This is a genomic window from Bifidobacterium sp. AGR2158 (assembly GCF_000424225.1).
GTDB classification, from domain to species: domain Bacteria; phylum Actinomycetota; class Actinomycetes; order Actinomycetales; family Bifidobacteriaceae; genus Bifidobacterium; species Bifidobacterium anseris.
This window is the reverse complement of record NZ_AUJM01000012.1, coordinates 167,369-191,695: the sequence shown is the minus strand read 5'-3', so window position 1 is coordinate 191,695 and position 24,327 is coordinate 167,369. Positions and strand designations below refer to the sequence as shown.

Annotated in this window: 24 protein-coding genes and 1 tRNA gene; 22 read left to right on the top strand and 3 right to left on the bottom strand. The window is 62.9% G+C overall.

The window, feature by feature from the left end; all coding sequences use genetic code 11:
* Window positions 1-166: 166 nt before the first annotated feature.
* Window positions 167-1,048: a patatin-like phospholipase family protein gene (locus tag G606_RS09775; protein WP_051198473.1), complete on the bottom strand. Its 882-nt coding sequence runs from the start codon at window positions 1,046-1,048 to the stop codon at window positions 167-169.
* 137 nt (window positions 1,049-1,185) lie between these two features.
* Between G606_RS09775 and G606_RS0103500 the strand changes: the two genes are divergently transcribed.
* From G606_RS0103500 to G606_RS0103445, 12 genes are all read left to right on the top strand, one after another.
* Window positions 1,186-1,809 carry a TetR/AcrR family transcriptional regulator gene (locus G606_RS0103500; RefSeq protein WP_231371397.1) on the top strand — a complete coding sequence of 208 codons (624 nt, stop codon included), beginning with the start codon at window positions 1,186-1,188 and terminating at the stop codon, window positions 1,807-1,809.
* A gap of 950 nt (window positions 1,810-2,759) precedes the next feature.
* Window positions 2,760-2,948 (top strand): helix-turn-helix transcriptional regulator, encoded by a 189-nt coding sequence (locus tag G606_RS0103495; RefSeq protein ID WP_026644789.1) that lies wholly within the window; start codon window positions 2,760-2,762, stop codon window positions 2,946-2,948.
* A 26-nt stretch (window positions 2,949-2,974) separates the two neighbouring features.
* Window positions 2,975-3,331 (top strand): hypothetical protein, encoded by a 357-nt coding sequence (locus tag G606_RS0103490; protein ID WP_155802756.1) that lies wholly within the window; start codon window positions 2,975-2,977, stop codon window positions 3,329-3,331.
* A complete protein-coding gene (locus tag G606_RS09770) occupies window positions 3,328-3,510 on the top strand; it encodes a hypothetical protein (protein ID WP_034247930.1) in 183 nt (60 codons plus the stop codon). Before G606_RS0103490 ends, G606_RS09770 begins: the two co-directional genes overlap by 4 nt.
* The gene (locus G606_RS09765) at window positions 3,488-4,765 is read left to right on the top strand and encodes a DUF3631 domain-containing protein (protein ID WP_051198471.1); all 1,278 of its coding nucleotides are present in this window, start codon (window positions 3,488-3,490) and stop codon (window positions 4,763-4,765) included. The genes G606_RS09770 and G606_RS09765 overlap by 23 nt, the downstream gene beginning before the upstream one ends.
* Window positions 4,758-5,030, top strand: a complete 273-nt coding sequence (locus G606_RS0103475; protein WP_026644787.1) for a hypothetical protein — start codon at window positions 4,758-4,760, stop codon at window positions 5,028-5,030. Before G606_RS09765 ends, G606_RS0103475 begins: the two co-directional genes overlap by 8 nt.
* A gap of 66 nt (window positions 5,031-5,096) precedes the next feature.
* A complete protein-coding gene (locus G606_RS0103470; protein ID WP_196799997.1) occupies window positions 5,097-5,750 on the top strand; it encodes a hypothetical protein in 654 nt (217 codons plus the stop codon).
* A gap of 20 nt (window positions 5,751-5,770) precedes the next feature.
* A complete protein-coding gene (locus G606_RS11145) occupies window positions 5,771-5,935 on the top strand; it encodes a hypothetical protein (protein WP_155802753.1) in 165 nt (54 codons plus the stop codon).
* Between the two features lie 8 nt (window positions 5,936-5,943).
* Complete coding sequence (locus tag G606_RS0103460) at window positions 5,944-6,603, top strand: hypothetical protein (RefSeq protein WP_026644785.1); 660 nt, start codon at window positions 5,944-5,946, stop codon at window positions 6,601-6,603.
* A 149-nt stretch (window positions 6,604-6,752) separates the two neighbouring features.
* The gene (locus G606_RS0103455) at window positions 6,753-7,619 is read left to right on the top strand and encodes a phage major capsid protein (RefSeq protein ID WP_026644784.1); all 867 of its coding nucleotides are present in this window, start codon (window positions 6,753-6,755) and stop codon (window positions 7,617-7,619) included.
* Between the two features lie 686 nt (window positions 7,620-8,305).
* The gene (locus tag G606_RS11140; RefSeq protein ID WP_152595877.1) at window positions 8,306-9,046 is read left to right on the top strand and encodes a hypothetical protein; all 741 of its coding nucleotides are present in this window, start codon (window positions 8,306-8,308) and stop codon (window positions 9,044-9,046) included.
* A gap of 125 nt (window positions 9,047-9,171) precedes the next feature.
* Entirely contained in the window at window positions 9,172-10,218 is a 1,047-nt protein-coding gene (locus G606_RS0103445) for a tyrosine-type recombinase/integrase (protein ID WP_196799996.1), read from the top strand.
* A gap of 118 nt (window positions 10,219-10,336) precedes the next feature.
* Here the strand turns inward: G606_RS0103445 and G606_RS0103440 are convergent.
* A tRNA-Lys gene (locus G606_RS0103440) sits at window positions 10,337-10,409 on the bottom strand.
* A 66-nt stretch (window positions 10,410-10,475) separates the two neighbouring features.
* On the opposite strand from G606_RS0103440, the gene G606_RS0103435 reads away from it, so the two are divergent.
* Complete coding sequence (locus G606_RS0103435) at window positions 10,476-12,011, top strand: C69 family dipeptidase (protein WP_026644782.1); 1,536 nt, start codon at window positions 10,476-10,478, stop codon at window positions 12,009-12,011.
* On the opposite strand, the gene G606_RS09760 is transcribed toward G606_RS0103435, so the two are convergent.
* A complete protein-coding gene (locus tag G606_RS09760; RefSeq protein ID WP_081663979.1) occupies window positions 11,983-12,735 on the bottom strand; it encodes a TetR/AcrR family transcriptional regulator in 753 nt (250 codons plus the stop codon). The two genes, G606_RS0103435 and G606_RS09760, sit on opposite strands and share 29 nt — an antisense overlap.
* A 62-nt stretch (window positions 12,736-12,797) precedes the next feature.
* On the opposite strand from G606_RS09760, the gene ftsY reads away from it, so the two are divergent.
* The 9 genes from ftsY (at window position 12,798) to G606_RS10675 (ending at window position 24,303) form a co-directional block, all read left to right on the top strand.
* Entirely contained in the window at window positions 12,798-14,300 is a 1,503-nt protein-coding gene (ftsY, locus tag G606_RS0103425) for a signal recognition particle-docking protein FtsY (protein ID WP_026644781.1), read from the top strand.
* A 242-nt stretch (window positions 14,301-14,542) separates the two neighbouring features.
* Window positions 14,543-15,835 (top strand): ammonium transporter, encoded by a 1,293-nt coding sequence (locus tag G606_RS0103415; protein WP_026644780.1) that lies wholly within the window; start codon window positions 14,543-14,545, stop codon window positions 15,833-15,835.
* A 2-nt stretch (window positions 15,836-15,837) separates the two neighbouring features.
* Window positions 15,838-16,176, top strand: coding sequence for a P-II family nitrogen regulator (locus G606_RS0103410; RefSeq protein ID WP_024541425.1), 339 nt, complete (start codon window positions 15,838-15,840; stop codon window positions 16,174-16,176).
* Window positions 16,177-16,287: 111 nt separating this feature from the next.
* Window positions 16,288-18,105, top strand: coding sequence for an HD domain-containing protein (locus G606_RS0103405; RefSeq protein ID WP_026644779.1), 1,818 nt, complete (start codon window positions 16,288-16,290; stop codon window positions 18,103-18,105).
* A 502-nt stretch (window positions 18,106-18,607) separates the two neighbouring features.
* Entirely contained in the window at window positions 18,608-20,164 is a 1,557-nt protein-coding gene (locus G606_RS0103400; RefSeq protein WP_026644778.1) for a hypothetical protein, read from the top strand.
* 113 nt (window positions 20,165-20,277) lie between these two features.
* Window positions 20,278-21,654: a replicative DNA helicase gene (gene dnaB / locus G606_RS0103395; RefSeq protein ID WP_026644777.1), complete on the top strand. Its 1,377-nt coding sequence runs from the start codon at window positions 20,278-20,280 to the stop codon at window positions 21,652-21,654.
* A 1-nt stretch (window position 21,655) separates the two neighbouring features.
* Entirely contained in the window at window positions 21,656-23,104 is a 1,449-nt protein-coding gene (locus G606_RS0103390) for a Mur ligase family protein (protein ID WP_026644776.1), read from the top strand.
* A gap of 11 nt (window positions 23,105-23,115) precedes the next feature.
* Complete coding sequence (locus tag G606_RS0103385) at window positions 23,116-23,865, top strand: type 1 glutamine amidotransferase (protein WP_026644775.1); 750 nt, start codon at window positions 23,116-23,118, stop codon at window positions 23,863-23,865.
* Window positions 23,866-23,937: 72 nt separating this feature from the next.
* Window positions 23,938-24,303, top strand: coding sequence for a phasin family protein (locus G606_RS10675; RefSeq protein ID WP_051198469.1), 366 nt, complete (start codon window positions 23,938-23,940; stop codon window positions 24,301-24,303).
* Window positions 24,304-24,327: the final 24 nt, after the last annotated feature.

The window sequence follows — 24,327 nt, the reverse complement described above, 5'->3', positions numbered from 1 at the left end:
TGCGCGTGCACATGCAACGCGCGTTTGCTGACGGAACCATCTCAGTCGATAATTATTGGACATCGCTTGACGCCGGATTGCAAACGGCTTCGGAATCGCTGAAAGCCCACTGAAAACACGGATTCTTCACATTGTTCCACGCTGCGCATGCGCGCGGACGCCCACCTTAGGCGGCGAGAAAATCGGCGATTGTCGCACCGTCCGCAAGTCCCATCCGGTAGAGACGCCCGATCGCGTCGGCGTCGCGGGTGAGCGTGCTCATGCCGTCGATCGACTGCGGCGCGACGATGCAGGCTTTGCCGGCGCGCGCGAGCCGCTCGACGAGGTCGAGCTCCTCGTTGTAGGACGGCGCGCGGTGGGCGAGTGCGCGCGCCGCCTTCGGGTAGCGCAGCCGCAGCAGCGTCGAGCTGCCGGCGTCGTGCGAGGCCTTGCGCCGGAAGTCGCGTGGCCGCGTGAGGATGACGACGACTTTGTCGCAGCCGTCGGCGAAAGCCTGTCGCACCGGAATCGGATCGCTGATCGTGCCATCGAAATACGGGACACCGTCGATGACGTACGGGCGGTCGATGACGGGCAGGCACGCGGTGGCCTTGAGCGCGTCGTAGCCGTCCTGCCGCATATGCTCCGGACCGAAATACTCGGGGGTGCCGCTGAGCGCGTTCGTCACGGTGATGCGATACGGCACCCCGCCGCACGTCAACGCGTCGTAATCGAGCGGATCCTCGCCGCTGGCGTTCATCAACGTGCCGTAGATGTAGTCGAGGCCGAGAAACGAGCCGGTGCGCAGCAGATTGCCGACGCCCATGTATGCGGGGCGCGACGAGTAGTCCGCGTAGAAACGGAAGGCGCGCCCGCGCTGCCCGGCGAGATACGACGTGACGTTGGCGGCGCCGGCGGAGACGCCGAGCCCGTAGTCGAAACGCACATCGTGGTCGAGGCACCAGTCGAGCACGCCGGCGCCGTACGCGCTGCGCAGGCCGCCGCCGACGTCGATGACGCCGATTTTCGGACGCGCGGCGGTGATGGCGGCGGACGACGAACTCGACATGGGCACCCTTTCGACGAACTGCGGGCCGCATACGACCCAAGTGACTACCCATTCAAATGCGTCGACGGCGCGTTCAGACGAGGGGAGGGCTGCAAAAACGACGAAAGTGTCCACCGTCGTCGTCTATGCTGACGGCGATGACGGAAACGAATCCGTATGCGGATGTGCTCGAGCTGACCCATCCGCCGACGCAGACGCCGGCGCGGCGGCAGATCGAACGCGCGCTCGTCGACTGGATGCACGACACCGGCAAAGGTGCCGCCGAAATCACCGTCTGCGCGCTCGCGAAACGCGCGTTCGTCGCGCGCAGCACGTTCTACAAGAACTACGCGCACGCCGATGCCGTGCTCGACGTCATCGAACAGCGCATCCTCGCCGAGCTGTGCGACGCCGGCGACGCGATGCGGGCGCTCGCGCGCGGCGGCGCGTCGGCGACCGAATCCTATGACGCCTTCGTGCGTGTGCTGCACCGGCATGAGGATGAATTTCGACTGCTGCTCGTCGAGTTGCCGTCGGCGCGTTTTGTCGATCGATGGAAGCGCATGCTCGGCTACCACTTCTGGGAGCGGCTGTTCACCGACGGCGCCCGCGAGCAGCGGCTGCGGCCGTCGACCGTCAACCGCGCGCTTGTGCTTGAGATGATCGCGAGTGCGTTCATCTCGGGCGTGCGTTTCTGGCTGATGACGCCGGAACGCGTGGAGATCCCCGAAATCAAGGCGTTGATTCTGCGGCTGATTCGCGACATTGACGAGGTGTGGTGAGTGCACGGGTGTGCGCGTGTGCGCGTGCGGTCGCCTGCTGTGCGCATATCTCGATAGTTTCCGGGAAGTGTCGAGATATGCGCGGACGTCCGGCTTCGAATGGGGCATGATGTGCGTTGGTGTGCGGTTCGTGTGCAAAAGCGTGCTGTTGGACTGGGGTCATGGTTGATGTTGTGCAGTTGCGCCGATAGGCGTCATGGGGCTGCCGGCGTCGGATTGCAGCTTGGGCGCATAACTCGATAGTTTGAGGGAAACCTCGAGCTATGCGGCGCCGGGGGCTGGGACAGGTGGCGAGATGATGATGGGTGAGCATGAGCGGGGCCGATGGGGCGCTGGCGCCGTCGATGGGTGAGACGCGATGGATGTTTGGGGCGGGTTGGCTGGGCTGTAGGGGTTTTATCGCTGAATGTGCACCCAAAGTGCACTCAAACAAGGGTGCGGACTGCCGGCGCCCGGATATGGTGAAGGCTCTGAATCGTTGGGATTCCAATGGTTCAGAGCCTTGCCCGGTACCCCCCGTGGGATTCGAACCCACAACCCACGACTTAAATTAGGGCGGTTAGAGGCGGTTAGCGGGCTTTATCTCTAGTGTGCTTAACCCCTTGAAATTGCTGGAATCTTTTAGCGGTAGTGGGCAAGCTTTTATCGCTGAATCAGTCCCTATACAGTCCCTTTTCTGCATGGGAGCACGCCATGTCCTTGCCGGTGTGCGTCGGCGTATGGTTCCGTCTCCGCTTGTTACCGTCCTGAAAACGCGTTACCGGCGTTACCCGCGTTACTTCAACGTTTTCGGCCGTTACTGTGCTGTTACTTTCTGTTACGTTCGGAAATGTTCGCTTTGTGGATAGGTGGTGCGACACGCCGAAACAACTGTGAAATTTGCAGATATCACGTTAGCGTCGTATATCTGTAGATGTGATAACTGCAAAATTCGCACTAAGGAGGTTGGGATGCAGTACATCAGCATCGACGAGCTTGGGAGCCTGATGGGCCTTTCTCGCCATTCGATCTACCGCCGGCGGACGTATATGCCGGAAACTGTGCCTCCGGCAATAAAGATCGGTGGGCGGCTTCGGTGGAATGCCGACACTGTCGATGAATGGCTGAAAGAGCATGAAGAGAAGGAGGAGACGAGATGACTAGGAAGAAGCCACTCGAGGCGGAGATGACGCTGATCGACGAGCTGGTCGTCGTCCTGTCCACGTTGGCCGCGCAGATGTCGGCCGCCGTGGCGGAGATCAACGACTTGAACGTCGGTGCGGTCGTCTCGGTGCGGCACATCGCACGGATCATGACGTACGTGTCCAATTCGGTTGCCGTGGCGAAAGCATCCAATGACACGCCGCCCGAACGGGCGCGAATCGTGTCGTCTCTGCTCTCGACACTTCGGCAGTTGGAATCGGACGAGCGGATGCAACTGGACACCCGCCGCGCCGTGTCTGCGCAGCATGAGCTTTCCATTACGACGGCGACGATCGCGCAGGTCTTGGCAGTCGTCGGCGACGAGGAGGTGGCCGCATGAGCATGATGGCCCCGTCCTTGGCTGAATCGCCGCTGGTGCGGTTCACGATTCCGGAGCGCGAATACGTCGGCGACGGCATCCCGCGTGCATTCAACGGTAAACCGTTGCCGTGGGTGGCGGAACTCGAAAAAGATGCAGCTGAGGGGAGAGACGACTATGGGCGCGAAGATCGCAGCTGATAAGAAGACGGCGGCGACGGCGGAGATGCTGTTGGAGCACGTCAACCGTGTCGCGGCGGCAACAGAGGAGGCAATTACGGCGCAGAAAAACGAAACATTCGTGGAACCCGAGGAAGCCACGATGCCGGTGCCTGACGGGGCCCGACTGCTCAACGACGTCGCAGATTGGATCGCCGGATACGTCGCGTTCCCGAGCCCGGTGTGGGCGCGTATCTGTGCGTTGTGGGTGGCGCACGCCTGGCTCATTGAAGGCTTTTACACGACACCGCGATTGCTGTTCGTCAGCCCGGAGAAGCGTTCTGGGAAGACGCGCGCCCAAGAAGTCGTGTCGGCGCTGTGCCCGAACCCGGTCAACGCTATCAACGTATCCGCAGCATACCTGTTCAGGAAACTCGAAGCGGAGGAGGGCGAACGCATTCCGACGATCTTCATCGATGAAACAGACGCGTTATTCATAGGCAAGACAGAGAACGCCGAAGCTGTCCGAGCCATCGTGAACGGAGGTTATCGGCGCGGCGCGGTCGTTGGGCGCGTGGAAATCAAGAACAAAGACGTGCATCCGCGCGACTTTCCGGTGTTCTCGGCAACGTGTCTCGCCGGTATCGGGAACCTACCTGACACCATCGAAGACCGGGCGATTATTTGCCATATGAAGCGTCGGCTGGCTACGGAGCACGTTCGCCCGTACCGCGAACGTCTGGTGGACAAGGAAAGCGCAAAGCTTCGCGACCAGCTGGAAGCCTGGAGCGCCGACAGGATCGGCATACTCGAAGAATATGGCGAAGACGACTACCCGACGCTGCCGCCGGCAGTCCATGATCGCGTGGCCGATGTGTGGGAACCGCTCTTCGTTGTCGCGCAGCTTGCGGGCGGGAATTGGCCCGAATGGTTGGCCTCTGTGGCTCCGGGAATCATCGAGGAACAGCAGAGCGAACCGCAGTCGTTGGGCGAGATGCTGCTCGCAGACATTCGCGTCGTGTTCGATACGATGCAGGTTGAGCGCGTGCAGGCGAAGGGGCTCGCCACAGAGCTCAACAAGATGGACGAGCGGCCGTGGGCGACGATGGGCCCTGATGGCGGAGGCGTCACGCCGGCGTTCATCGCGAAGACACTCAAGAACTTCGGCGTCCGATCGTCGCATACCGTCAATTTCGGCGGCGTCAGGGCTCGAGGGTTCATGCGTGACGACTTCGTTGACGCCTGGACGAGATACGTACCTGAACAAGATCCAAAGGAAGGAAAAACCGATGACTGAGATCTATCGCCGCCGTACTGTGCGGCCCTTGCAGAAGGTTATCCATCTGAAACTGACCGACACCGGTCAGCGACTGTGCGGCCTCGAGTATGAGGCGGCGAAGCCGATGGCGACGGTGTTCCATGCGGGCGATCCCAAGGTGGATGCGGTGAAGGTGTCGTGCCCTGTCTGTGAGGCCCTTGCTGTGCTGCTCAATGAGGCGCACCAACTTGCGGTCGAGGATCACTTCGGCATCGACAACGGACGCCGCCGGCAGGCAGCCTGAACCCCAAAAAACCGGCCCGCAGGGCCACAAACAACAAAGGAGATAACCATGAGTGATGATTCGACGATGTCGCCGGTGCAAGCGCTGAAGGCGCTGTGGCAGAAGCACGCGGGCGTGCCCGAGGATGGTACCGAAGACGCCGGCCGCTGGGAAGTGTTGCGGCGTGCGGCGGCAGCGCAAGGCGAAGGCGTCGCGTTCGACGAGTGGGTGCTCGAGCAAGAAGCCAGACTGGACGAGCGAGGAATGCTCATCGATATCCGCAACGCCGAACGGCGGCAGGCGGCCGCCCTGGAACAGCTCGCGGAAGCGGTTGAAGCACAGCGCCTGAACCACGTCGCCTCGCTGACCGTGGGTGAGCTGATGACCGCGTTGAAGCCACTCACGGCCGACACGGCCGATGCGGCCGACGTGTGGGCCGACTACGTCGAGCTGGACGACGAGACGCATGAGAACCCGGAGGCGGGCCGCGTGGACCATCTGACGGTGCTGTTCGATGACGGCGGTCTGCGCGGCACGGTGACGACGTGGGCGGAAGACGACACGACAGCGTTCTACCTCATGGGCGACGGTGACGCGATCATGATGCCGAACCCGGACGCGTTGCACGACTTGGCCGACCGCTACCGCACCGTGTACGCTGCCGCCCTCGACCACGTCGCCGACCTGTGGGAAGCGAGGCGCGACGCCGGCGACATCCCGACCGCGGAGAGCCGGCGCTGATGTGGAACAAAGTACCTGGCATGGCGATCCAACAGCGTCACGCGAATGGACGGCACAGTACGAACTATCTGATCGACGGAGAGCGTGTCAGCGAAAGCGCGTGGAAGCGCAGGTATATCGCGGCCCTCGAAGCCGAAAACGAAGCACTGCACGAGAAACTCGCAAAAATCTTTGACATCCTTTAGGAGGTAAAATGGACAACACGACAAACAACAATGAGATCAACCAGCAGGCGCCCGATACGGGCCATGATGGCAAGCTTGCTGCGGAGGCCGCTCGCCGCCGTGTTCAGGCAAAGCAAGCGAACGAGCGTGCCGACGCTGCCGAAGCTACGGTGGCCGACCTCAAGGCGCAGATCGCGGCGCTGAAACTCAGTCAGGCTAAGCAGGCCGTGACGGCCGCACACCCCGAGTTGACGGCCGACCTTATCGACCAATATGCCCCGGATAACATCGACGCGGACGGCCTCGCCGCATGGGCCGACAAGGCTATCGGGCTCGTGGTGGCTCTTCGTGGTGAGGCGCCGGTGGCCGCGGACGCCATGAGCGACACCGAGAAGGAGCTCGCGGCCGCGCAGATGGAGCTCGCCCGGCAAAAGGCCGTCAGCGAGAACGAGCACGTCACCGACGAGGTGCTGGACGCGCTGTGTACAGCCTCGACGCCGGAGGGTGTGGCCGAGTGGGCGGCGGCGTTCGAGCAGATCGCGGCGGGCATCGCGAACGCGAAGTCTGAGAGTTATGTGGTGCGTCAGCGTTTCCTTGCTGGCATTCAAGCGAACAAGGTCGGTGGCGGCAAGATGAAGCGTCCTGGCAGCGGCATGGAGAGCGTGGCTCAAAAGCTCACGAAACGTTGAAATCAAGCCGTTTTCATGGTATAATCGGAGGAGTGGAACAGGGTTTCACACCCGGAGCGCGGGGCGCACGGAGACCAAACAATCACATGGTTGCCGTGCGCCCCGTTTTCGTTTCTACCGGGCTGCGCGGCAGAGACGAAAGGATAATGATGGCTATCTTCAAGACAACAAATACAAAGGGAGCATTCCCCGACACCAACTTCATCGCAGCTCGCGATGCCATTCCTGAAGCGATCGCACTCAACCCTCTGGTTGCGACCCAGTCGGTTGTAATCAGTGGCGACGCGCCACGGGTGAACGTACCCTACGTCAGCGTTGATCCCACGGCCAACGTCGTGGCAGAGGGTGCCGAGATTGCGACGAGCAACCCGGCCCTTAATCAGGTTTCGTTCGGCACCCATAAAGTGGCACTGCTCGTGCCGTTTTCCAACGAATCATTGCGCTACGAAGATGCTGTGAACTTGATTACGGATTCGGCTCAGAAGGCGCTCGTGGCGCAGGCCGACCACCTGTTCCTTGCGGCGGATAAGGATACGAACGGGATTCTTCCGACCGGCATTGCGAAGATCGCCGCGGCTACTGGCGACACGGGCGGCGTGACAGAGGTGACGGCGGCAAGCAAGGAGAAGACCCTCGATGCGGTGTTGGACGTGCTCGCCCAGACTACCGACAAGGGCGCAACCCCCACGGCCATCATCATGCGTTTTTCGACGTGGGCAACCCTCATGGCGATCACGGCGTCCGATGGAAGGCCGCTCATCGAACCGGATGTGACTTCCAGCGCGACGCCGACGTTGTTTAACACCCCGGTTCTGTTCAATAGCCAAGTGCCGGCGAACGTGATTCTCACAATGAGCGCGCCGGACGTGATCGTATCCGTGTCTGACATTGCGGCCGACACTGACAGTTCGGCAATGTTCACGTCTGATTCCTCGTTGCTGCGCATGACAATGAGGATCGGCTTCGGCGTGGTCAAGCCCGAACGGCTGGGCCGCGTCATCGTGCCGGCGAAGTAAACCGCTGATGTGCCTCGCCTGATGGGTGGGGCAGCAACATTACAAATTGTAACGTTGCTCAGAACTGATGGGCCTTGCCTGATGGGTGGGGCCCTTTTCCATGCTCTCGAAAATGTTTTGAAACCGGCGTGTCCCTTACTGCCATAAGGGTTTTCGCGGTGGTGTTACACCCTCTTCAAAAAGTCCCGAAAGGCATTCGGGGCGAGAACCAGAACCCCCAGCGGCCTCGGTCAGATTGGCGGGGGTACCCTTCCCCGCCCCGGGTGTGCTCCAGACGTTGCGGAACGGTGTGCGTGTGGCGCGTGTGGCGCGTGTGCGTATGGTTTGTCGTGTTCTATGGTTGCGTGCGTTAGATGGGCGTTTAGGGGCTTCTATGCTGCTGATGGTCGGTGGACGTCCCAAAACTGCCGGATTGACAGTGTTGCGCCTGATGCTCGTGGATCGCGGTATCCTTCGACGCCGTGACATGCGCGTGCGCGACTGGATCACATTTCGTTATCGGTTTGTGGCCCGTGGGGTGGTGGATCGCCACTGCATCTCGTGTGTTCCTGGCTGGTCTGTGGTTGGTAACGCGGGGTAACAGAGCGGTAACGGCTGAAATCGGCTAAGTAACGCGGGTAACGCGGGTAACGGCTTTTCAGGGAGTGGTAGGGGCTGTGGGTTAAAGGGTCGGGTATCCTGTGGGTATGCCCGAGCAAGAACATGAACCAGTGCGCCTACCTGAACCGTGGAAAGAGAGCCTATTTTTTGACGAGAAAAAATGGGCTAAAGTAATTATGCTTGAAGAAGATAGAGATGAAGTAAAGTCTCTTGGTACAAAGCAGGCCTTTCAAGCTTTTGAGAAAATGATCAACACGGCAGCAAACCATCTGCATTGCCTTGAAAATCTTGATACTGGCGCGCGAATAATTCTGCAACTATCGCGCGTGCCTTGCAATGGGGTGCGTTCGCTGCCGAGTATGTCTATAGAATACTCGATTAAGAATATGGTTATCCTAAGTGGATGGGATGGTGAGATACGCGGCGGTGATTTGCGCGACATACCCATTAGGGCGATTTTGGCTGCATATGCACAGCATGATGCAGAGAAAAATATTTCGTTCAATCGAGCTTTTTTGTTGGATTTTCCTGAACGAAAAGGTATTCCGAAGAAGTATTGGGTTGAAGATAGCGATAGCGAAGGAGATACCGTCTATTCTCCGGCGAACATTCTTGATCCGTTGCCGGCGAAGTACTCTAAGCGTCCTTGGTTCTATGCCTTGGTTGCTGAACAGTATGACGCTTTGGCACGTGAGCATCCGGACGCTAACGTCGCGAACCTGATGGTTGAGCTTAATTCAGATGTTGCTCCGGGCAGTGTGCGCAGGTGGATTACCCGTGCGCGCAAGGAAGGTTTGTTGCCGCCGGCTGACTGGAAGCGTGGTTAGTTATGCCGCGTGAGCGTATCCCGTTGGGGCAGCATGGTGAAATCTGGTATGAGTCGGTAGGCGATCGTTGGCGGGCCGTGTGCCGTTATCGCGGCATGGATGGCAAGTTGCATAAGCTGCCGCGCATGGGTGATTCCAGGGAGCGTGCGAGGCGTAATGTCGAGCAGGCGTTTTCCGGGTTGAATCTTCATGTGGGCGGTGATGTGGATGATCGTATGCTGTTGCGTCGGTTGACGGAACTGTTCATGGAAGACAAGGCCGGGAAGCTGAGCGACGGTAGTCTTGCGGCGTATCGTTCCAGTGTGGCTACGATTTATACCGCTATCGGCGGTTTGCAGATTCGTGAGGCGACGCCGATGGTGCTGCAACGGTTCATCGATGACGTCGTGTCGGAACATGGGCATGGGGCGGCGAAGACGTGCAAGACGGTGTTGAGCGGCATGTTCAAGATTGCCGTGAAGAACGGTGCGATCAACCATAATCCGGTGTTGGAACTGGACAAGGTGAAGCGTCCCGACGACGCGGAGGAACGCGCGGCCGATTCGATCCCGTTGGACGGGTTGAGCGCGGTGTTCAAGGCCATTGAGTGCATTCCAGCACTGGTGCGTAACGATGAAGTGGACTTGTGCCGGTTCATGGTCGGCACCGGGTTGCGCGTGGGCGAGGCGTGCGGACTGCAATGGGACTGTGTGGATCTTGATACGGGTGAGATTCGTGTGGAACGGCAGGCGAAGCGTATCGCCCATGAGGGTATGCGCGTGGTTCCAAGGGTGAAGACACCGGCATCCAAGCGTCGTATCCACGTGCCCGCGGCCGTGGTGGACCTGTTGAAGGCGCGTAAAGAGCGGCAGCAGGCGGACGGATTGCCTAACCCGCATGACCTTGTGTTCCCATTGCCTACGGGCAATATCCGTGAGGGGAATCTGCTGGATAGGCATCTTCGGGATAACCGTGCGGCGCTTGGCTATCCTGATCTGAATCTCACGTCGCATTCGTTCCGTAAGACGTGTGCTTCGATCCTGGAGGCGCAGGGGGCTTCGACGTTGGCGATACGTGACTACTTGGGCCATGAGGATGCTGTGCTTACTGAGAAAGTGTACATAGCGAGGAATCTGCATACGGTGGAGACGGCGAAGACGTTGGATGCGTGGGGAGGGTTGGAGGGCCTATAGGGCTTTTATCGCTGAATCAGTCCCTATATAGTCCCTTTTCGGCGTCGCGGACGATGCGCGCCGGATATGGTGAAGGCTCTGAACCATTGGAATCCCAACGATTCAGAGCCTTGCTCGGTACCCCCCGTGGGATTCGAACCCACAACCCACGACTTAAAAGGACGCTGCTCTAACCGTTGAGCTAGAGGGGCAACAACCTGCAATTATACATTGCCGGATTGATTTCGCAAATCGCCGGTTCGACTAGCATGGGCATCATGTCTTGCACCACACTGTTAGTCGGAAAATCAGCCAGCATCGACGGATCCACGATCATCGCGCGCAATGACGACTCGGGCAGCGGCACCTACGACCCGAAGCGCTTCATCGTCGTGGCTCCCGAGGACCAGCCGCGGGATTACGCGAACGTGGCCGGAACCTTCCGCATCGAACTGCCCGACGACCCGTGCCGCTACAGCATCGTGCCGAATGTGCGCAACAACCGCGGCATCCTCGCCGAGGCGGGCGTCAATGAGCACAATGTGGCGATGAGCGCGACGGAGACGATCAGCGTCAATCCGCGCGTCCTCGCCGCCGACCCGTATGTCAAGGCAGACAAGGACGCCGGCGGCGAACAGATCAGCGGCTTTGGCGAGGAGGACGTCATCACACTCGTGTTGCCGTACGTCACGACGGCGCGCGAGGGCGTCGAACGCCTCGGCTCACTGCTCGAGCAGTACGGCACCTACGAATCGAACGGCATCATCATCAGCGATGTGGACGAGATCTGGTATGTCGAGACGATCGGCGGCCATCATTGGATCGCGCGCCGCGTGCCCGACGACTGCTATGCGGCGGTGCCGAACCAGCTCGGCATCGACGTCCTCGATTTCGACGACGCGCTGAGCGAGAGACGCAACAACATGTGCAGCGACGATCTGCGCGAATTCATCGATGCCCATCATCTGAACCGCGCGATGACGTCCGAGAACAGCAGCCCCGCGCATTTCGACGTGCGTGGCGCCTTCGGCACGGCCACGCCGAAGGACGCGATCTACAACACGCCGCGCGCATGGTACATGCAACGCCATCTCAACCTGTCGCATGACTGGGACGGCCCGGACGCCGAATACCGGCCGGATTCGCAGAATCTGCCGTGGTGCCGCGAACCCGAGCGCAAGGTGAGCGTCGAGGATGTGGCCTTCCTGATGGGTTCGCATTTCGAAGGCACGCCCTACGACCCCTACGGCACGACCGGCACGCCGGAAAGCCGCCATCGTTACCGTCCGATCGGCGTCAACCGCACCGGCCACATGGTGTGCATGCAGATCCGCCCGTATGTGCCCGAGGCGAACCGTGCGCTCATGTGGATCTCCTACGGCTGCGGCGCGTTCACGTCGCCCGCGCCGTTCTACGCGAATGTGCTCGATACGCCGCCGTTCCTGCGCGACACCGAGCCGGAGCATGCGTCGACCGATTCGCTGTACTGGATGAACCGCATCATCGCCGTCATCGCCGACGCGCACTGGTTCGACACGAACGGCGAAATCGAACAGTACATCGAAGACGTGCTCTCCTACGGCCTCAACCTCGTCGAACACACCGATGCGTCGCTCGCCGAGGACGCGGATGCGCTCGCCGACGACGTCGCAGTCGAAGGGCGCGCGGCCGTGCACATCGCGCTCGCCGACGCGAACGCGACGATGGCGACGTGGCTGCGCGCACGCACGCAGACGCTGCTCGATCAGGTGCTGTATACGTCAAGCAACCTGATGCACAACGCGTTCAGGATGTCGGATCACTGGATGCGGTGACCGCGTCGTCGGCACCGCCGTCGTTGGACGGCGGTGCCGACGACGCGCCGGCGTTGCTGTTATTGCTGTCCTTGTCGACTTTGTCTTTGTCCTTGCGTGCCTTGCCACTTTCGAAGCGCAGCTCCGGCTTCGCTTCCATGCGCGACAGGCCGTTCCATGCGAGGTTCACGATGAGCGCGGCGAGCTGCTCCTTGCTGAGTTTGCGCTGATCGGCCCAGTATTGGCCGGTGTAGACGGTCATGCCCACGAGCATCTGCGCATAGTACGGCGCATGCTTCGCCGGCAGCTTCTGCCGCTTGAACCATTCCTCGAGGATTTCGCCGACGCGCGTCGAGACGTCGCCGAGCAGCGACGAGAACGAACTCGTCGGATCGGTCGTCGGCGAATCGCGCACGAGTACCTGGAAGCCTTCCGCATTCTCCTCGATGTAGGTGAGCAATGCGAGCGTCGTGCGTTCGACGATCTGGCGCGGGTGGGCGTTCTCTCCAGACAGCGCCTGGAACAGCGAGTCGTTGAGCGCGCGCATCTCACGGTCGACGACGACGGCGTACAGTCCCTCCTTGCCGCCGAAATGCTCATAGACAATCGGTTTGCTGACTTTGGCGGTCGCGGCGATCTCCTCGACGCTGACCGCCTCGAAACCCTTGGACGCGAACAGTGAACGGCCGATGCGGATGAGCTGTTCACGACGCTGATACGACGACATTCTGGAAGCATTTGCCATACCGCGTATTCTTTCACGTCCTCTTGATTGGCCGTGTCCGTTGAGTTTTTTAGGCTGAAGCCATGGATACGAACACCGTGTACGGCATCATCGCCGTCGTGGTCATCGCCGTGCTGTTCATCGTGGGCGGCATCTGGGCCGATCGGTCACGCAAGAAGAGAATCAACAAGGCGCAGGAGGAAGCCAAGGCGAGAGCCGACGCCCGCCTCGCCGCCGAACGCGAGCAGGCGGCGCGCAAGTCCGCCGCCAAGCCGGCCGCCGAGCATCCGCAGCCGAGGAAGACCCCGGAAGCGGAGGAATCCGCCGACGAAAAGCCGGCGGCCGCAGTCGAAACGACGCCGGCTATTGAGGAAACGGTCACTGAGGAGACCATCACCGGGGAACCGGCAGCCGAGGAATCGATCACCGAAGAAACGGTCGCCGAAAAGCCGGCCGTTGAGGAAACGGTCGCCGAAAAGCCGGCCGTTGAGGAAACGGTCGCCGAAGAGACGGTCACCGAAGAACCGGCGGCGCAGGAAGCCGAGGAACCGGTCACTGAGGAGACGGTCGAGCATGAGGAGGCCGAGCCGGCCGTCGTCGACGAGACGATCGTCGAGGAGGAGCCTGCGCCACTCGAGGAGAAGCCCGAAAAGCCGGTCGGCAAGAAAGGGCGTCTGCAGCGGCTGCGCGAACGGCTTTCCAAGTCGAGCAACCCCTTCGGCAAGGCGCTGTTCAACATTCTCGCGAAGGATCATCTGTCCGAAGCCGATTGGGAGGATGTCGAGGACACGCTGCTGCTCGCCGACGTCGGCGCCGAGGCGAGCGAGGAACTCGTCGAACAGCTGCGCCGCGACGCGCGCGTGACCGGCGAAAGCGACGCGACGCAGCTGCGCGCGGCCCTGCGCGCCGAACTGCTCAACCTCGTCGGCACCGACGTCGACCGCCGCCTCGAAGCGGAGAAACCGGTCGCGAGCACGCCGAGCGTCATCATCATGGTCGGCGTCAACGGCACCGGCAAGACGACGACGACCGGCAAGCTCGCGCGTCTGTTCGTCTCCGAGGACAAGAAGGTCATGCTCGGCGCAGCGGACACCTTCCGTGCGGCCGCCGCGGACCAGCTCGAGACGTGGGGCGCGAAGGTCGGTGTCCCGGTCGTGCGTTCGGACAAGGACGGCGCCGATCCGGCGTCGGTCGCCTTCGAAGCCTCGGCGAAGGCGAAGGAGACCGGCATGGACGTGCTCATCATCGATACGGCCGGCCGTCTGCAGAACAAGGCGAACCTGATGGACGAGCTCGGCAAGATCCGCCGCGTCACCGAGAAGAACCTGCCGGTGGCCGAAGTGCTGCTCGTGCTCGATGCGACGACCGGACAGAACGGCATGACGCAGGCGAAGGTCTTCGCCGAGGCGACCGGCATCACGGGCGTCGTGCTCACGAAGCTCGACGGTTCGGCGAAGGGCGGCATCGTCATTTCGGTGCAGAAGGCGCTCGGCGTGCCGGTCAAGCTCGTCGGCGTCGGCGAAGGCCCCGACGATCTGGCCCCCTTCGACCCGGAATCTTTCGTCGACGGCATCCTCGGCGAATAATGCGCCGCAGCGCGACAGGCGCCGCGCAACACAACGAAACGGGACGCAAACCGCATGGTTGGCGTCCCGTTTCGTCATGTTCGGCGTTTTACACTTTCGTAACGCGTCGAAACATGCTCAACATCCTCGGGGCGTTCCATATGGCTTGTGAGTTCCACTACGGAACTGCAATCGAAAGAGAGTCGCCCGCCGGATCCCCGGCGGACAAGCAAGAACAAGACATATGAGAGGGAGGTGGCCGTATGGGACAGCTTGATTCCGGTAATGCCGCGTGGATACTTACGAGCGCGTGCTTGGTGTTCCTTATGACACCCGGTGTTGCATTCTTCTACGGTGGCATGGTCCGCGCCAAGGCCGTGCTCAACATGATGATGATGGAAGCGGCGGCACTGTCCGTCACGATCATCATCTGGGGTCTGTGGGGTTGGTCGATCGCCTACGCCGGCCATTCGATCGGCGGCGTCTTCGGCGATCCGGCAACCGGTTTCCTGCTGCGTGACACGATGGTCGCGCAGGACGGCGTCTTCACGTCAGCGAGCATGAACGGCAACAACTATCCGGCTTCTGTCGACGTCGGCTTCCAGGCCGCCTTCGCGATGATCACCGTCGCGCTCATTTGCGGCGCGATTGCCGAACGCGTCAAGTACAGCACGTGGATGATCTTCGTCGCGCTGTGGATCACCTTCGACTACGCGCCGATGGCGCACATGGTCTGGAACGGTGGCCTGCTGTCCGCCGACGGCCCGATCTCGCAGGCGATCGGCGCGGCCGCGCACGACTTCGCAGGCGGCACCGTCGTCCACATCAACGCTGCGGTCGCAGCGCTGATCATCGTCCTGATCATCGGCAAGCGCAAGGGCTTCGGCACCGAGCCGATGCGTCCGCACAACGTCCCCTTCGTCATGCTCGGCGCATTCCTGCTGTGGTTCGGTTGGTTCGGCTTCAACGCCGGCTCCGCCTTCGCCGCGAACGGCACCGCCGGCTACGCTTGGGTCTCCACGTCGCTCGCCGCTGGCGCCGCGATGCTCGCCTGGGGCTTCACCGAGAAGATCCGCACCGGCCACTACACGGCGATCGGCGCTGCTTCGGGCATCGTCGCCGGCCTCGTCGCGATCACCCCGGCCGCGGATGTCGTCTCCCCGATCTGGTCGATCGTGCTCGGCGCGATCGCCGGCATCGTGACCTGCCTCGCCTGCTCGCTCAAGTACAAGCTCGGCTATGACGACTCGCTCGACGTCGTCGGCGTCCACGGCGTCGGCGGCCTCATCGGCACCGTCGCGCTCGGCTTCTTCATGCAGGACACCGGCCTGTTCTGCGGCGGCGACTGGCGTCAGCTCGTCGTGCAGATCGTCATCGCCCTCATCGCGATGGCCTTCTCCGCGGTCATCACGACGATCATCGCCTTCGGCCTTGAGAAGACCGTCGGCTGGCGTGTGACCCAGGCCCAGGAGGTCGGCGGCATCGATCTGGCCGACCAGGGCGAACGCGCATACGATTTCGCTGGCACCGCCAGCTCCGTCATCAAGGAGATGTGAGCATGAAACTCATCACCGCAATCATCCAGCCCTTCAAGCTCGACGACGTCAAGGAGGCCCTCGCGGCCGCCGGCGTGCACGGCCTGACCGTCTCCGAGGCGAACGGCTACGGCCGTCAGCGCGGCCACACCGAGATTTACCGCGGCGCCGAATACACGGTCGACCTGATCCCGAAGGTCCGCGTCGAAGTCCTGTGCGACGACGCCGACGCCGAAACGCTCGTCGACGTCATCATCAAGTCCGCCGGCTCCGGCACGATCGGCGACGGCAAGGTCTGGGTCGCCCCGCTCGACATGGTCGCCCGCGTACGCACCGGCGAAACGGGATCGGCGGCCATCTGACCTCCGACAGACAAACCCATGTGACACCCTGACGGCCTCCGCTGCACGACGTGCGCGGAGGCCGTCCTCGATTGAGCGGCGCCCACGCGACGCAGTCAGGAGAAGACGACGATGACGACGGCGGTCGACGATCTCAAGGAACGCATGCTCGCGCTGAGCGCACCCGACACGGACGGCGTGCTGCGCGGCGGCGCGGCGAAACGCGAGGCGCGCACGGTGCTCGCGATGGACGCGCTTGCGCGGCTGTGGCAACAAGCGTGCGACGACGTGCCCTTCGCCGTGCCGTCCGACGGCATCGGTCTCGCCGCTGTCGGCTCGCTCGCGCGCGGGCAGCTCGGGCCGTGCTCCGACCTCGACCTCGTGCTCATCCACGACGGCAAGGCGCTCGACGGCGCACAGCTCAACGAATTCGCGAACCGACTGTGGTATCCGCTGTGGGACAGCGGCATTGACCTCGACCATTCGGTGCGCACACGCGTGCAATGCGAATCGGTGACCGACGCCGACCTGCCGGCGGCGATGGGCTGGCTCGACGTGAGACCCATCGCCGGCGACATCGCACTGATCGAAGGCACCGCCGTGTCGATCCTCGAACGATGGCGCAAGGCCGCGCGCAAGCGGCTGCCGGAGCTGCTCGACTCGGCACGGACGCGGCTCGAACGTTTCGGCCGCCTGCCGTATGTCAACCAACCCGATGTCAAGGAGTCGCGCGGCGGCCTGCGCGACGTCGTGCTCACGGCGGCGCTGTCAGCGTCGTGGCTCGCCGACCGTCCGCACGGCCGCTACGACGCCGCCGTCGAACGATTGCTCGACGTACGCGACTGCATCCATCTGGCCGCGCATCGTGACACGAATCTGCTGCTGACGCCGTATCAGGCGCCGGTCGCGGCGATGCTCGGCCTTGCCGATCCGACACTGCCCGAGGACGAGCGCGCGGCGACGTCAATCGACGATCTGCTCACACTGATCGCCCGGCTCGGCCGCGCGATCGCATTCTCGCTCGACGCGACGGCCGCGCGCGCCGAACACACGCTCGTGCATGAACGACCGCGATTCTCGTTCTTCCAGATCATGCATCCGCGCGCCGGCGGCAAGCGCGAGGCGCCGAAGTTCGAGCTGCTCGCGCCCGGCGTCGCGCTGCACGAACAGGAGGTCGTGCTTGCGCCCGGCGTCGACGCGGCGAAGGACGGCGGCCTGCCGCTGCGCGTGGCCGCGGCCGCCGCCGAAGGTGGACTGTCGATCAACACGTCGACATTGGCGAACCTCGCAAAATCGCCGATTCGCTACGCCGATTGGGACGATGATTCGCGCGCCGCCTTCGTCCGTCTGCTCGCGAGCGGCGAACATCTGCTCGACGTCTGGGAAGAGCTTGATTTCGTCGGCATCCCGAACCGTTGGATGCCCGAATGGGCGGCGATCCGCAACCGGCCGAGCGTATCGGCGACGCACCGCTACACGATCGACCGTCATATGATCGCCGTGACGTCGCAGCTCAAACGAGGACAGTACGACGACGAGCATTACGCGGCGCTGCTGCTCGCCGGGCTGCTGCACGACATCGGCAAGCGGCCACGCGTCACGGACCATGCGCGCGAAGGGGAGCGGCATGCGCGCGCCGTGCTTGAACGGATGGGTTTCGACGAGCGGATCGTGCATATGACGACGCTGCTCGTGCGCGAACATCTGAGTCTGTCCGAGTTCTCGACGTCGCGCAATCCCAACGATCCGAAGGCCGGCGAGGAGCTCGCGGCACGCGTGGAGGGCGACCCGGTGCTGCTCGACATGCTGTTCGACCTGACGAAGGCGGACATGTCGTCGCTCGGCGCGACATCCGGCGAACAGATCTCCGGACGGGTCGGCTGGAGCAAATGGAGCGCGCAGCTCGTCACGGCGATGGCGGCGAACGCGCGCGCGGCGATCAAGGGATGACAATTGCAGATCGCCTACCACAGATCGACGGCGGTCGCAAATCGGAGAAGCGCGAATCTGCAAGGATTGCGGCTGTATCCCCAAGTTATCCACAGGGTTATCCACCGAATGTGGATAACCTGAGCCGTAATCCACCGTAATCCACATGCTTATCCCCAAGATGTGGATAATCGGAAGTAAATTGTGAAGAAGTTGTCCACAACGCGCGTCGCGCGAGTCGTTCTACTTTCCGCTAAACGTCGACGGTGACGGTTACGGGCGGGGAGTACGGCGCACGCTGCTGTGTCAGAGGCGCCGGACGCATCGGGGGAGTCAGCGTCGGTGAGGAGGGCAAGCGGCGGCGTCATCGGTTGTCCACATCGGGGCGGATGGCGGTGGAACACGCGCGAACTTTCCACATATCCACAAAGGTTTGCCGTCCGTTGGCGCGCAATCGTCCGATGGTGCACAGTGGCTGGAACACCGGTGCGAACCAACGATATTCCACGGACAAGGAGGACATATGTCCACAACAGCAGATCCGGGCGCCAACGGCGCGACGCTCACGCTCGACTCGCAGGGCTTCCTCGAGAAGCTCGTCGAACTGCGCACATTGTTCGACGACCACATCGTCAACGCCGAACGCATCGTCGTCGACGAGAAGGACACGCCGCAGGGGCATATGCTGAGCACGATCATGCCGCCCGCTCCGGAACGGCTGCTCGACCTCGGCGAAGACCTCTTCGGCGCATCCTGCTGGCCCGTCGAACTGTGCTCGGCCGCCGAAACAGGCGACACCGCCTTCATCGACCACTGCCGCGCCTTCCTGACGCATTGCGAATACGTCGTGCGACGTCACGGACTCGGCCGCTGGCTGTACGAACGCATGGACCAGGCGCGCACGGCCTTCGCCACGGACCGGCCGGTCGACGAACTGCCGCTGCACATCCGCGCCGTCGACAACAAAGGCCTCGCCAAACGCTTCGGCGGCCGCGACAAGCGCCGTTTCGGCACGAAGCGGCAACGCTACGGCGACAGTTTCGAGTACTACCGCATGATGCGTTCGATGGCGGCGCGCGCCGTCATCCGCTGGGCAGAGCCGGGCATGCTCGCCGCGCGCATCGCCTACACATTGCTCACCGACGGCACCATCGGTGGCGAACTGCTCCTGCACAGCTCGACGCCGAACATCAAATTCCACAACGAGGCGCAGCGGCGCGCGCACGAGGACGCGCTCGACATCCTCCACACAATCGAAGGGCTGCGGCTGCAAGCCGACGCCGAATACGAGCAGGCGCTCGCGCGCGGCGACGTGCATGTGACGATGCCCGAGCGCACGAGCGACGACGAGGATCTCATGTGCACCTCCTATCAGTACTTCGCCTACCATGTCGGCATCGGGCAGGCGCTCGCGCACGCCCGTGCCGGCGAGGCGTGGGAGGACGAGGACATCGCGCGCTACGTGCAGGCCAAGCCCCGCGTCTGTGCCCTCGAACAGCGCATCGACAAGCGTTTCCTCTACGACGTGCAGCAGCTGCGGCGCGCCGTCGAGGAACTGTGGAACGACAAGCCGGTGTTCGTCGAAACGCTCTTCGAATCGCCGCAGGCACGACGCGAGGAGATGGACAAACCGTTGTGGCGCAACCTGATCTACATCAGCGACGTCGCCGGCTCGCTCCTCGGCGCGATGATGCGCAACCAGCTGATGGGCGCGCTCGCGACGCACGACGAGGAGCTGCTGCGCACGTCGTTCAAGAGCCTCGACTCGATCTGCGCGATGATGCGCGACATCGGCACGCTCGCAATGCCGATGCTGCTCATCGACGAACATGAGATCGACTACGACCGCCTGCACGAATCGTCACGCCAGGAGCAGACGCAGATGCTGCGCCACTACTGCTCGATCCGCGACGCGGCCGTCGCCATCTGGCTCGCGCGCATGCCGTGGAAGGAGGATCCGATGCTGCGCGAGGCCACGCTCGAACTGTTCGGCCCGTCGACGCTCGCCTTCTCGCGTGCCGTGCTGCCGCGGCTCGAACAGGAGCTCGCACTGCCCGGAACGATCGGCGAGGCCTGCTGAGAGCCCGCGACACTCCGTGCGAAGGCCCGACACGCGCGCATGCGCGGCCTTCGTGCGGAGTGTCGCGTCCGTGCCCTTCTGTGTTACATTCGCTTTTCTTATAATCGACTGTTATGGCTGAAGGATTCGACAGGAACGACAAGAACGACATGGCGTTGTTCGACCGTGTGCCGCCGCACGACGACGACGCGGAGATGGCGACGCTCGGCGGCATGCTGATGGCGAAGGACGCCATCGGCGAAGTGACGCAGACGCTCGAGGAGGCTGACTTCTACCAGCCGAAGCACCAGACGATCTACAAGGCGATCATCGACCTGTTCTCGGCGGGCGATCCGGCCGACGTCGTGACCGTCGCGAACCGTCTCGACGACGCCGGCGACCTCGAGAAAGTGGGCGGCGTCGACTATCTGCACGACCTCATCGGCTCGGTGCCGACGGCCGCGAACGCCGTGTACTACGCGACGATCGTGCATCAGCGCGCGATCCTGCGCAACGTCATCGCCGCGGGCACGAAGATCACGCAGCTAGGCTACAACGCCGAAGGCTCGCAGGCGCAGGAGGTCGTCAACCTCGCGCAGGCCGAGATCTACGAGATGAGCATGGGCAAGGTGCATCAGGACTACACGCCGATCGCGAACGCCGTCGAGGCGACGCTCAAGCAGATCGACCGCATCCAGAAGGGCGAGATCGAATCCGGTATCCTCACCGGCTTCCGCGACATCGACTCGGTGACGAAGGGTCTGCAGCCCGGCCAGATGGTCGTCGTCGCAGGCCGCCCGGCGATGGGCAAGTCGACGCTCGGCGTCGACTTTGCGCGCGCCGCCGCGCTTCACCAGCATCTGACGACCGTCATCTTCAGCCTCGAGATGAGCCAGATCGAACTGTCGCAGCGCATCATCTCCGCCGAGACGAATATCCCATTGTCGGCGATGCGCAACGCCGAAGACATCGACCCCGGCCGCTGGAACGTGCTCAACAACTTCTTCATCAAACTCAGGGACGCGCCGCTGTTCATCGACGATTCGCCGAACATGAGCCTGATGGAGATCCGCGCGAAATGCCGTCAACTCAAGCAGAGCGACGACCTCAAACTCGTCGTCATCGACTATCTGCAGCTGATGAGCTCAGGCAAGCAGGTCGAAAGCCGCCAGCAGGAAGTCTCCGAATTCTCCCGCGCGCTCAAACTGCTCGCGAAGGAGCTCGAAGTGCCGGTCGTCGCGCTCTCGCAGCTCAACCGCGGCCCCGAAATGCGCAACGACAAGAAACCGCAGCTGTCCGATCTTCGCGAATCCGGCTCGATTGAGCAGGACGCCGACGTCGTCTTCCTCGTGCACCGTCCCGACGCCTACGACAAGGAGGATCGTCCAGGCGAGGCCGACATCATCATGGCGAAGCACCGCAACGGTCCGACGGCGACCTTCAACCTCGCATTCCGCGGACAGTATTCGAAATTCCAAGACATGCCCCAGGACTATCAGCAGGGAGTCTGACATGACGAACACGGCAACAGACACAACCCGCCGGCCATGGTACGCGTTCGCGACGCCGCTGCTGGGCAAATCGGTGCGCTGGGCGTCGCGCGTCACCCACCACGGCGGCAGCGCGTTCCCCGGCAAGGTCGTCGAACGCGTCGACCCGACGTTCCTGCGCCGCACACTCGCGCAGCTGCCGCTCGGCGTCATCCTCGTCTCTGGCACGAACGGCAAGACGACGACAACGCGCATGGTCGCGATGATGCTCGAATCGTTGGGACTGCGCGTCTTCACGAACCCGACAGGCTCCAACTTCACGCGCGGTGTCGTCTCCGCACTGCTCAACGAAGTCACGATGAGCGGCCACATCGACGCCGACATCGCCGTCCTCGAACTCGACGAGGCCTACGCCGTGCAGTTCGTCGCCCAAGTCAAGCCGCAGTACGCGCTGCTGCTCAACGTCATGCGCGACCAGCTCGACCGCTTCGGCGAAATCGACAACACGGCACGGCTGCTCGGACGCGTGGCCGCAACGACGACGCGTGCCGTCGTCCTTAACCGCGAAGATCCGCGCATCGCCGCACTCGCCGCGCTCACGCCGGTCGACACGCGCGCCGCATACTTCGGCCTGTCGCGCGCGCTGCGCCGCTACTTCCCGACCGACGACGACATGGCGACGACGGTCGCGCTCGCCGGTGCCGCCGTGCCAAGCGAACCGCTCACGGCCGCCGCGCCCGTCACGCCGGCTGACGTCATGCTCACGGCGGTCGGCGACCATCGCGCGCAGATGGTCATCGACGGGCAGGAATACGAATCGGAAGTCAAACTCGAAGGCGTCTACAACCTCTATAACGCGGCGGCCGCGCTCGCCGTTGTGCGCGCCGTGCAGCAGGACCTGCGTGTCCCCGACACGATCGGCAACGCCGCGGCGACGTTGCCGCAGGCGCGCCGCGACGGATTCGTCATGCGCGCACAGCATTTCGCCGGCGCAGACACGGCGCACCTGCTTGACGCGCTCGCGCAGGTGACGCCCGCATTCGGACGCGGCGAAGTCATCGACGTGCACGGCTCGCCGACGGAACTACTGCTCGTCAAGAATCCGATGGGATTCCGGCTCGCGCTCGCGTCGTTCCCGCCCGACGACGCCGACACGATGATCTGCATCAACGACGAATACGCGGACGGCCGCGACATGAGCTGGCTGTGGGACGTCGACTTCACGAGCCTCAAGGCCGGCGGCGTCGACACCGTTTCCGGCGTGCGCGCGTGGGACATGGCACTGCGCCTCGCCTACGACGACGTCGCGGTCGGCGATGTCGACACCGACCTCGAGCGCGCCGTCGACGCCTTCGTGGCGCGCAATCCCGGCCGCCGCAAGCACATCTACTGCACGTACACGGCGATGCTCGCCGTGCGCGCGTATCTGGCGAAGATCGCCGACGTCGCCGACGCCGGCGTGGGCAAGTGAAGGAGCGACGCATGGCCAGACCGATCGACATCGTCTCGCTGTATCCGAAGGACATGAACATCTACGGCGATTCCGGCAACGTCCTGACGATCGAACGCCGGCTCGCACTCTACGGCTACGAGCCGCGCATCCACGCCGTCAATCAGCACGATCCGTGGCCCGAACACACCGACGTCATCCTCGGCGGCGGCGGTCAGGACACCGGCCAGAAGAAGATCATCGACGACCTCTACGCGCGCGCCGACACATTGCGCGCGCTCGCCGACGACGGCGTGCCGATGCTGATGATCTGCGGCCTGTACCAGTTGTTCGGCGACTATTTCGAAACGGTCGACGGCGCCAGGCTCGACGGCATCTCGATCATCGGCGCGCACACCGTCGGCCGCGACGTGCGCATGATCGGCAATCTCGTCGAACACAGCGACGATTTCGGCGACATCATCGGCTATGAGAATCATTCAGGGCAGACCTTCCTCGACGACGGCGTGCGCCCGTTCGGCACCGTCGACCACGACGGCATGGGCAACAACGGCGAGGACCACACCGAAGGCGCACGCGTGCACAACGTCATCGGCACCTACATGCACGGTTCGCTGCTGCCGAAGAACCCAGCCATCAGCGATTTCCTGATCCGCGCGGCCGCCGAACGCCGCTACGGCGAATTCCGCGCGGAATCGACGCCGGCGGCACGGGAGGAGCTCGCGCGCATCGACCGCATCGCGCAGCGTGCGCGCGAGGTCGCGCAGCTACGCCCACGCTGAACGCCGACGCGGCGGAACGTGTAGAGTTGGCACTGAGCAATACGCCAACACAGGTATGAGCTGGGAGGCATCATGACCGATTCGAATAACAACATCCCGGACTTCGGCGAAGGCCTGCGCAAGATCTTCCTCGCGGGCGTCGGCGCAATCGCCACGACCGCCGAAAAGGGCCAGGAGCTCGTCAACCGTCTCGTCGAACGCGGAGAACTGACCGTCGAGCAGGGCAAGCAGCTCAACAGCGAACTCGCGCACAAGGCCGGCGACAAGAAGGAATCACTCAAGGAGAAGGCCGCGCAGGCGTCGCAGACGGTGCAGGACGCCGCTGCAGGTCTGCGCAACCAGGCCGCGCAGGCAGTCGACGACCTCAACACGAAGCCGGCCGACGATGCTGCCGCCGACGCCGGCGCGAAGGCCGACGCTGCCGACGCCGATAAGTGAGCGTCCACCCCATCAACGTTGATC

Excerpts from the sequence above, each read along its gene's own strand:
- G606_RS0103495 (WP_026644789.1), top strand. The coding sequence starts at position 2,760 with ATGCAGTACATCAGCATCGACGAGCTTGGGAGCCTGATGGGCCTTTCT.
- G606_RS0103405 (WP_026644779.1), top strand. The coding sequence starts at position 16,288 with ATGACGACGGCGGTCGACGATCTCAAGGAACGCATGCTCGCGCTGAGC.
- G606_RS10675 (WP_051198469.1), top strand. The coding sequence starts at position 23,938 with ATGACCGATTCGAATAACAACATCCCGGACTTCGGCGAAGGCCTGCGC.
- G606_RS0103415 (WP_026644780.1), top strand. The coding sequence starts at position 14,543 with ATGGGACAGCTTGATTCCGGTAATGCCGCGTGGATACTTACGAGCGCG.
- G606_RS0103500 (WP_231371397.1), top strand. The coding sequence starts at position 1,186 with ATGACGGAAACGAATCCGTATGCGGATGTGCTCGAGCTGACCCATCCG.
- G606_RS09775 (WP_051198473.1), bottom strand. The coding sequence starts at position 1,048 with ATGTCGAGTTCGTCGTCCGCCGCCATCACCGCCGCGCGTCCGAAAATC.
- dnaB (WP_026644777.1), top strand. The coding sequence starts at position 20,278 with ATGGCTGAAGGATTCGACAGGAACGACAAGAACGACATGGCGTTGTTC.
- G606_RS0103475 (WP_026644787.1), top strand. The coding sequence starts at position 4,758 with ATGACTGAGATCTATCGCCGCCGTACTGTGCGGCCCTTGCAGAAGGTT.
- G606_RS0103490 (WP_155802756.1), top strand. The coding sequence starts at position 2,975 with ATGACGCTGATCGACGAGCTGGTCGTCGTCCTGTCCACGTTGGCCGCG.
- G606_RS11145 (WP_155802753.1), top strand. The coding sequence starts at position 5,771 with ATGGCGATCCAACAGCGTCACGCGAATGGACGGCACAGTACGAACTAT.
- G606_RS0103385 (WP_026644775.1), top strand. The coding sequence starts at position 23,116 with ATGGCCAGACCGATCGACATCGTCTCGCTGTATCCGAAGGACATGAAC.
- G606_RS09770 (WP_034247930.1), top strand. The coding sequence starts at position 3,328 with ATGAGCATGATGGCCCCGTCCTTGGCTGAATCGCCGCTGGTGCGGTTC.
- G606_RS0103445 (WP_196799996.1), top strand. The coding sequence starts at position 9,172 with ATGGGTGATTCCAGGGAGCGTGCGAGGCGTAATGTCGAGCAGGCGTTT.
- ftsY (WP_026644781.1), top strand. The coding sequence starts at position 12,798 with ATGGATACGAACACCGTGTACGGCATCATCGCCGTCGTGGTCATCGCC.
- G606_RS09760 (WP_081663979.1), bottom strand. The coding sequence starts at position 12,735 with ATGGCAAATGCTTCCAGAATGTCGTCGTATCAGCGTCGTGAACAGCTC.
- G606_RS09765 (WP_051198471.1), top strand. The coding sequence starts at position 3,488 with ATGGGCGCGAAGATCGCAGCTGATAAGAAGACGGCGGCGACGGCGGAG.
- G606_RS0103435 (WP_026644782.1), top strand. The coding sequence starts at position 10,476 with ATGTCTTGCACCACACTGTTAGTCGGAAAATCAGCCAGCATCGACGGA.
- G606_RS0103390 (WP_026644776.1), top strand. The coding sequence starts at position 21,656 with ATGACGAACACGGCAACAGACACAACCCGCCGGCCATGGTACGCGTTC.
- G606_RS0103470 (WP_196799997.1), top strand. The coding sequence starts at position 5,097 with ATGTCGCCGGTGCAAGCGCTGAAGGCGCTGTGGCAGAAGCACGCGGGC.
- G606_RS0103455 (WP_026644784.1), top strand. The coding sequence starts at position 6,753 with ATGGCTATCTTCAAGACAACAAATACAAAGGGAGCATTCCCCGACACC.
- G606_RS11140 (WP_152595877.1), top strand. The coding sequence starts at position 8,306 with ATGCCCGAGCAAGAACATGAACCAGTGCGCCTACCTGAACCGTGGAAA.
- G606_RS0103400 (WP_026644778.1), top strand. The coding sequence starts at position 18,608 with ATGTCCACAACAGCAGATCCGGGCGCCAACGGCGCGACGCTCACGCTC.
- G606_RS0103460 (WP_026644785.1), top strand. The coding sequence starts at position 5,944 with ATGGACAACACGACAAACAACAATGAGATCAACCAGCAGGCGCCCGAT.
- G606_RS0103410 (WP_024541425.1), top strand. The coding sequence starts at position 15,838 with ATGAAACTCATCACCGCAATCATCCAGCCCTTCAAGCTCGACGACGTC.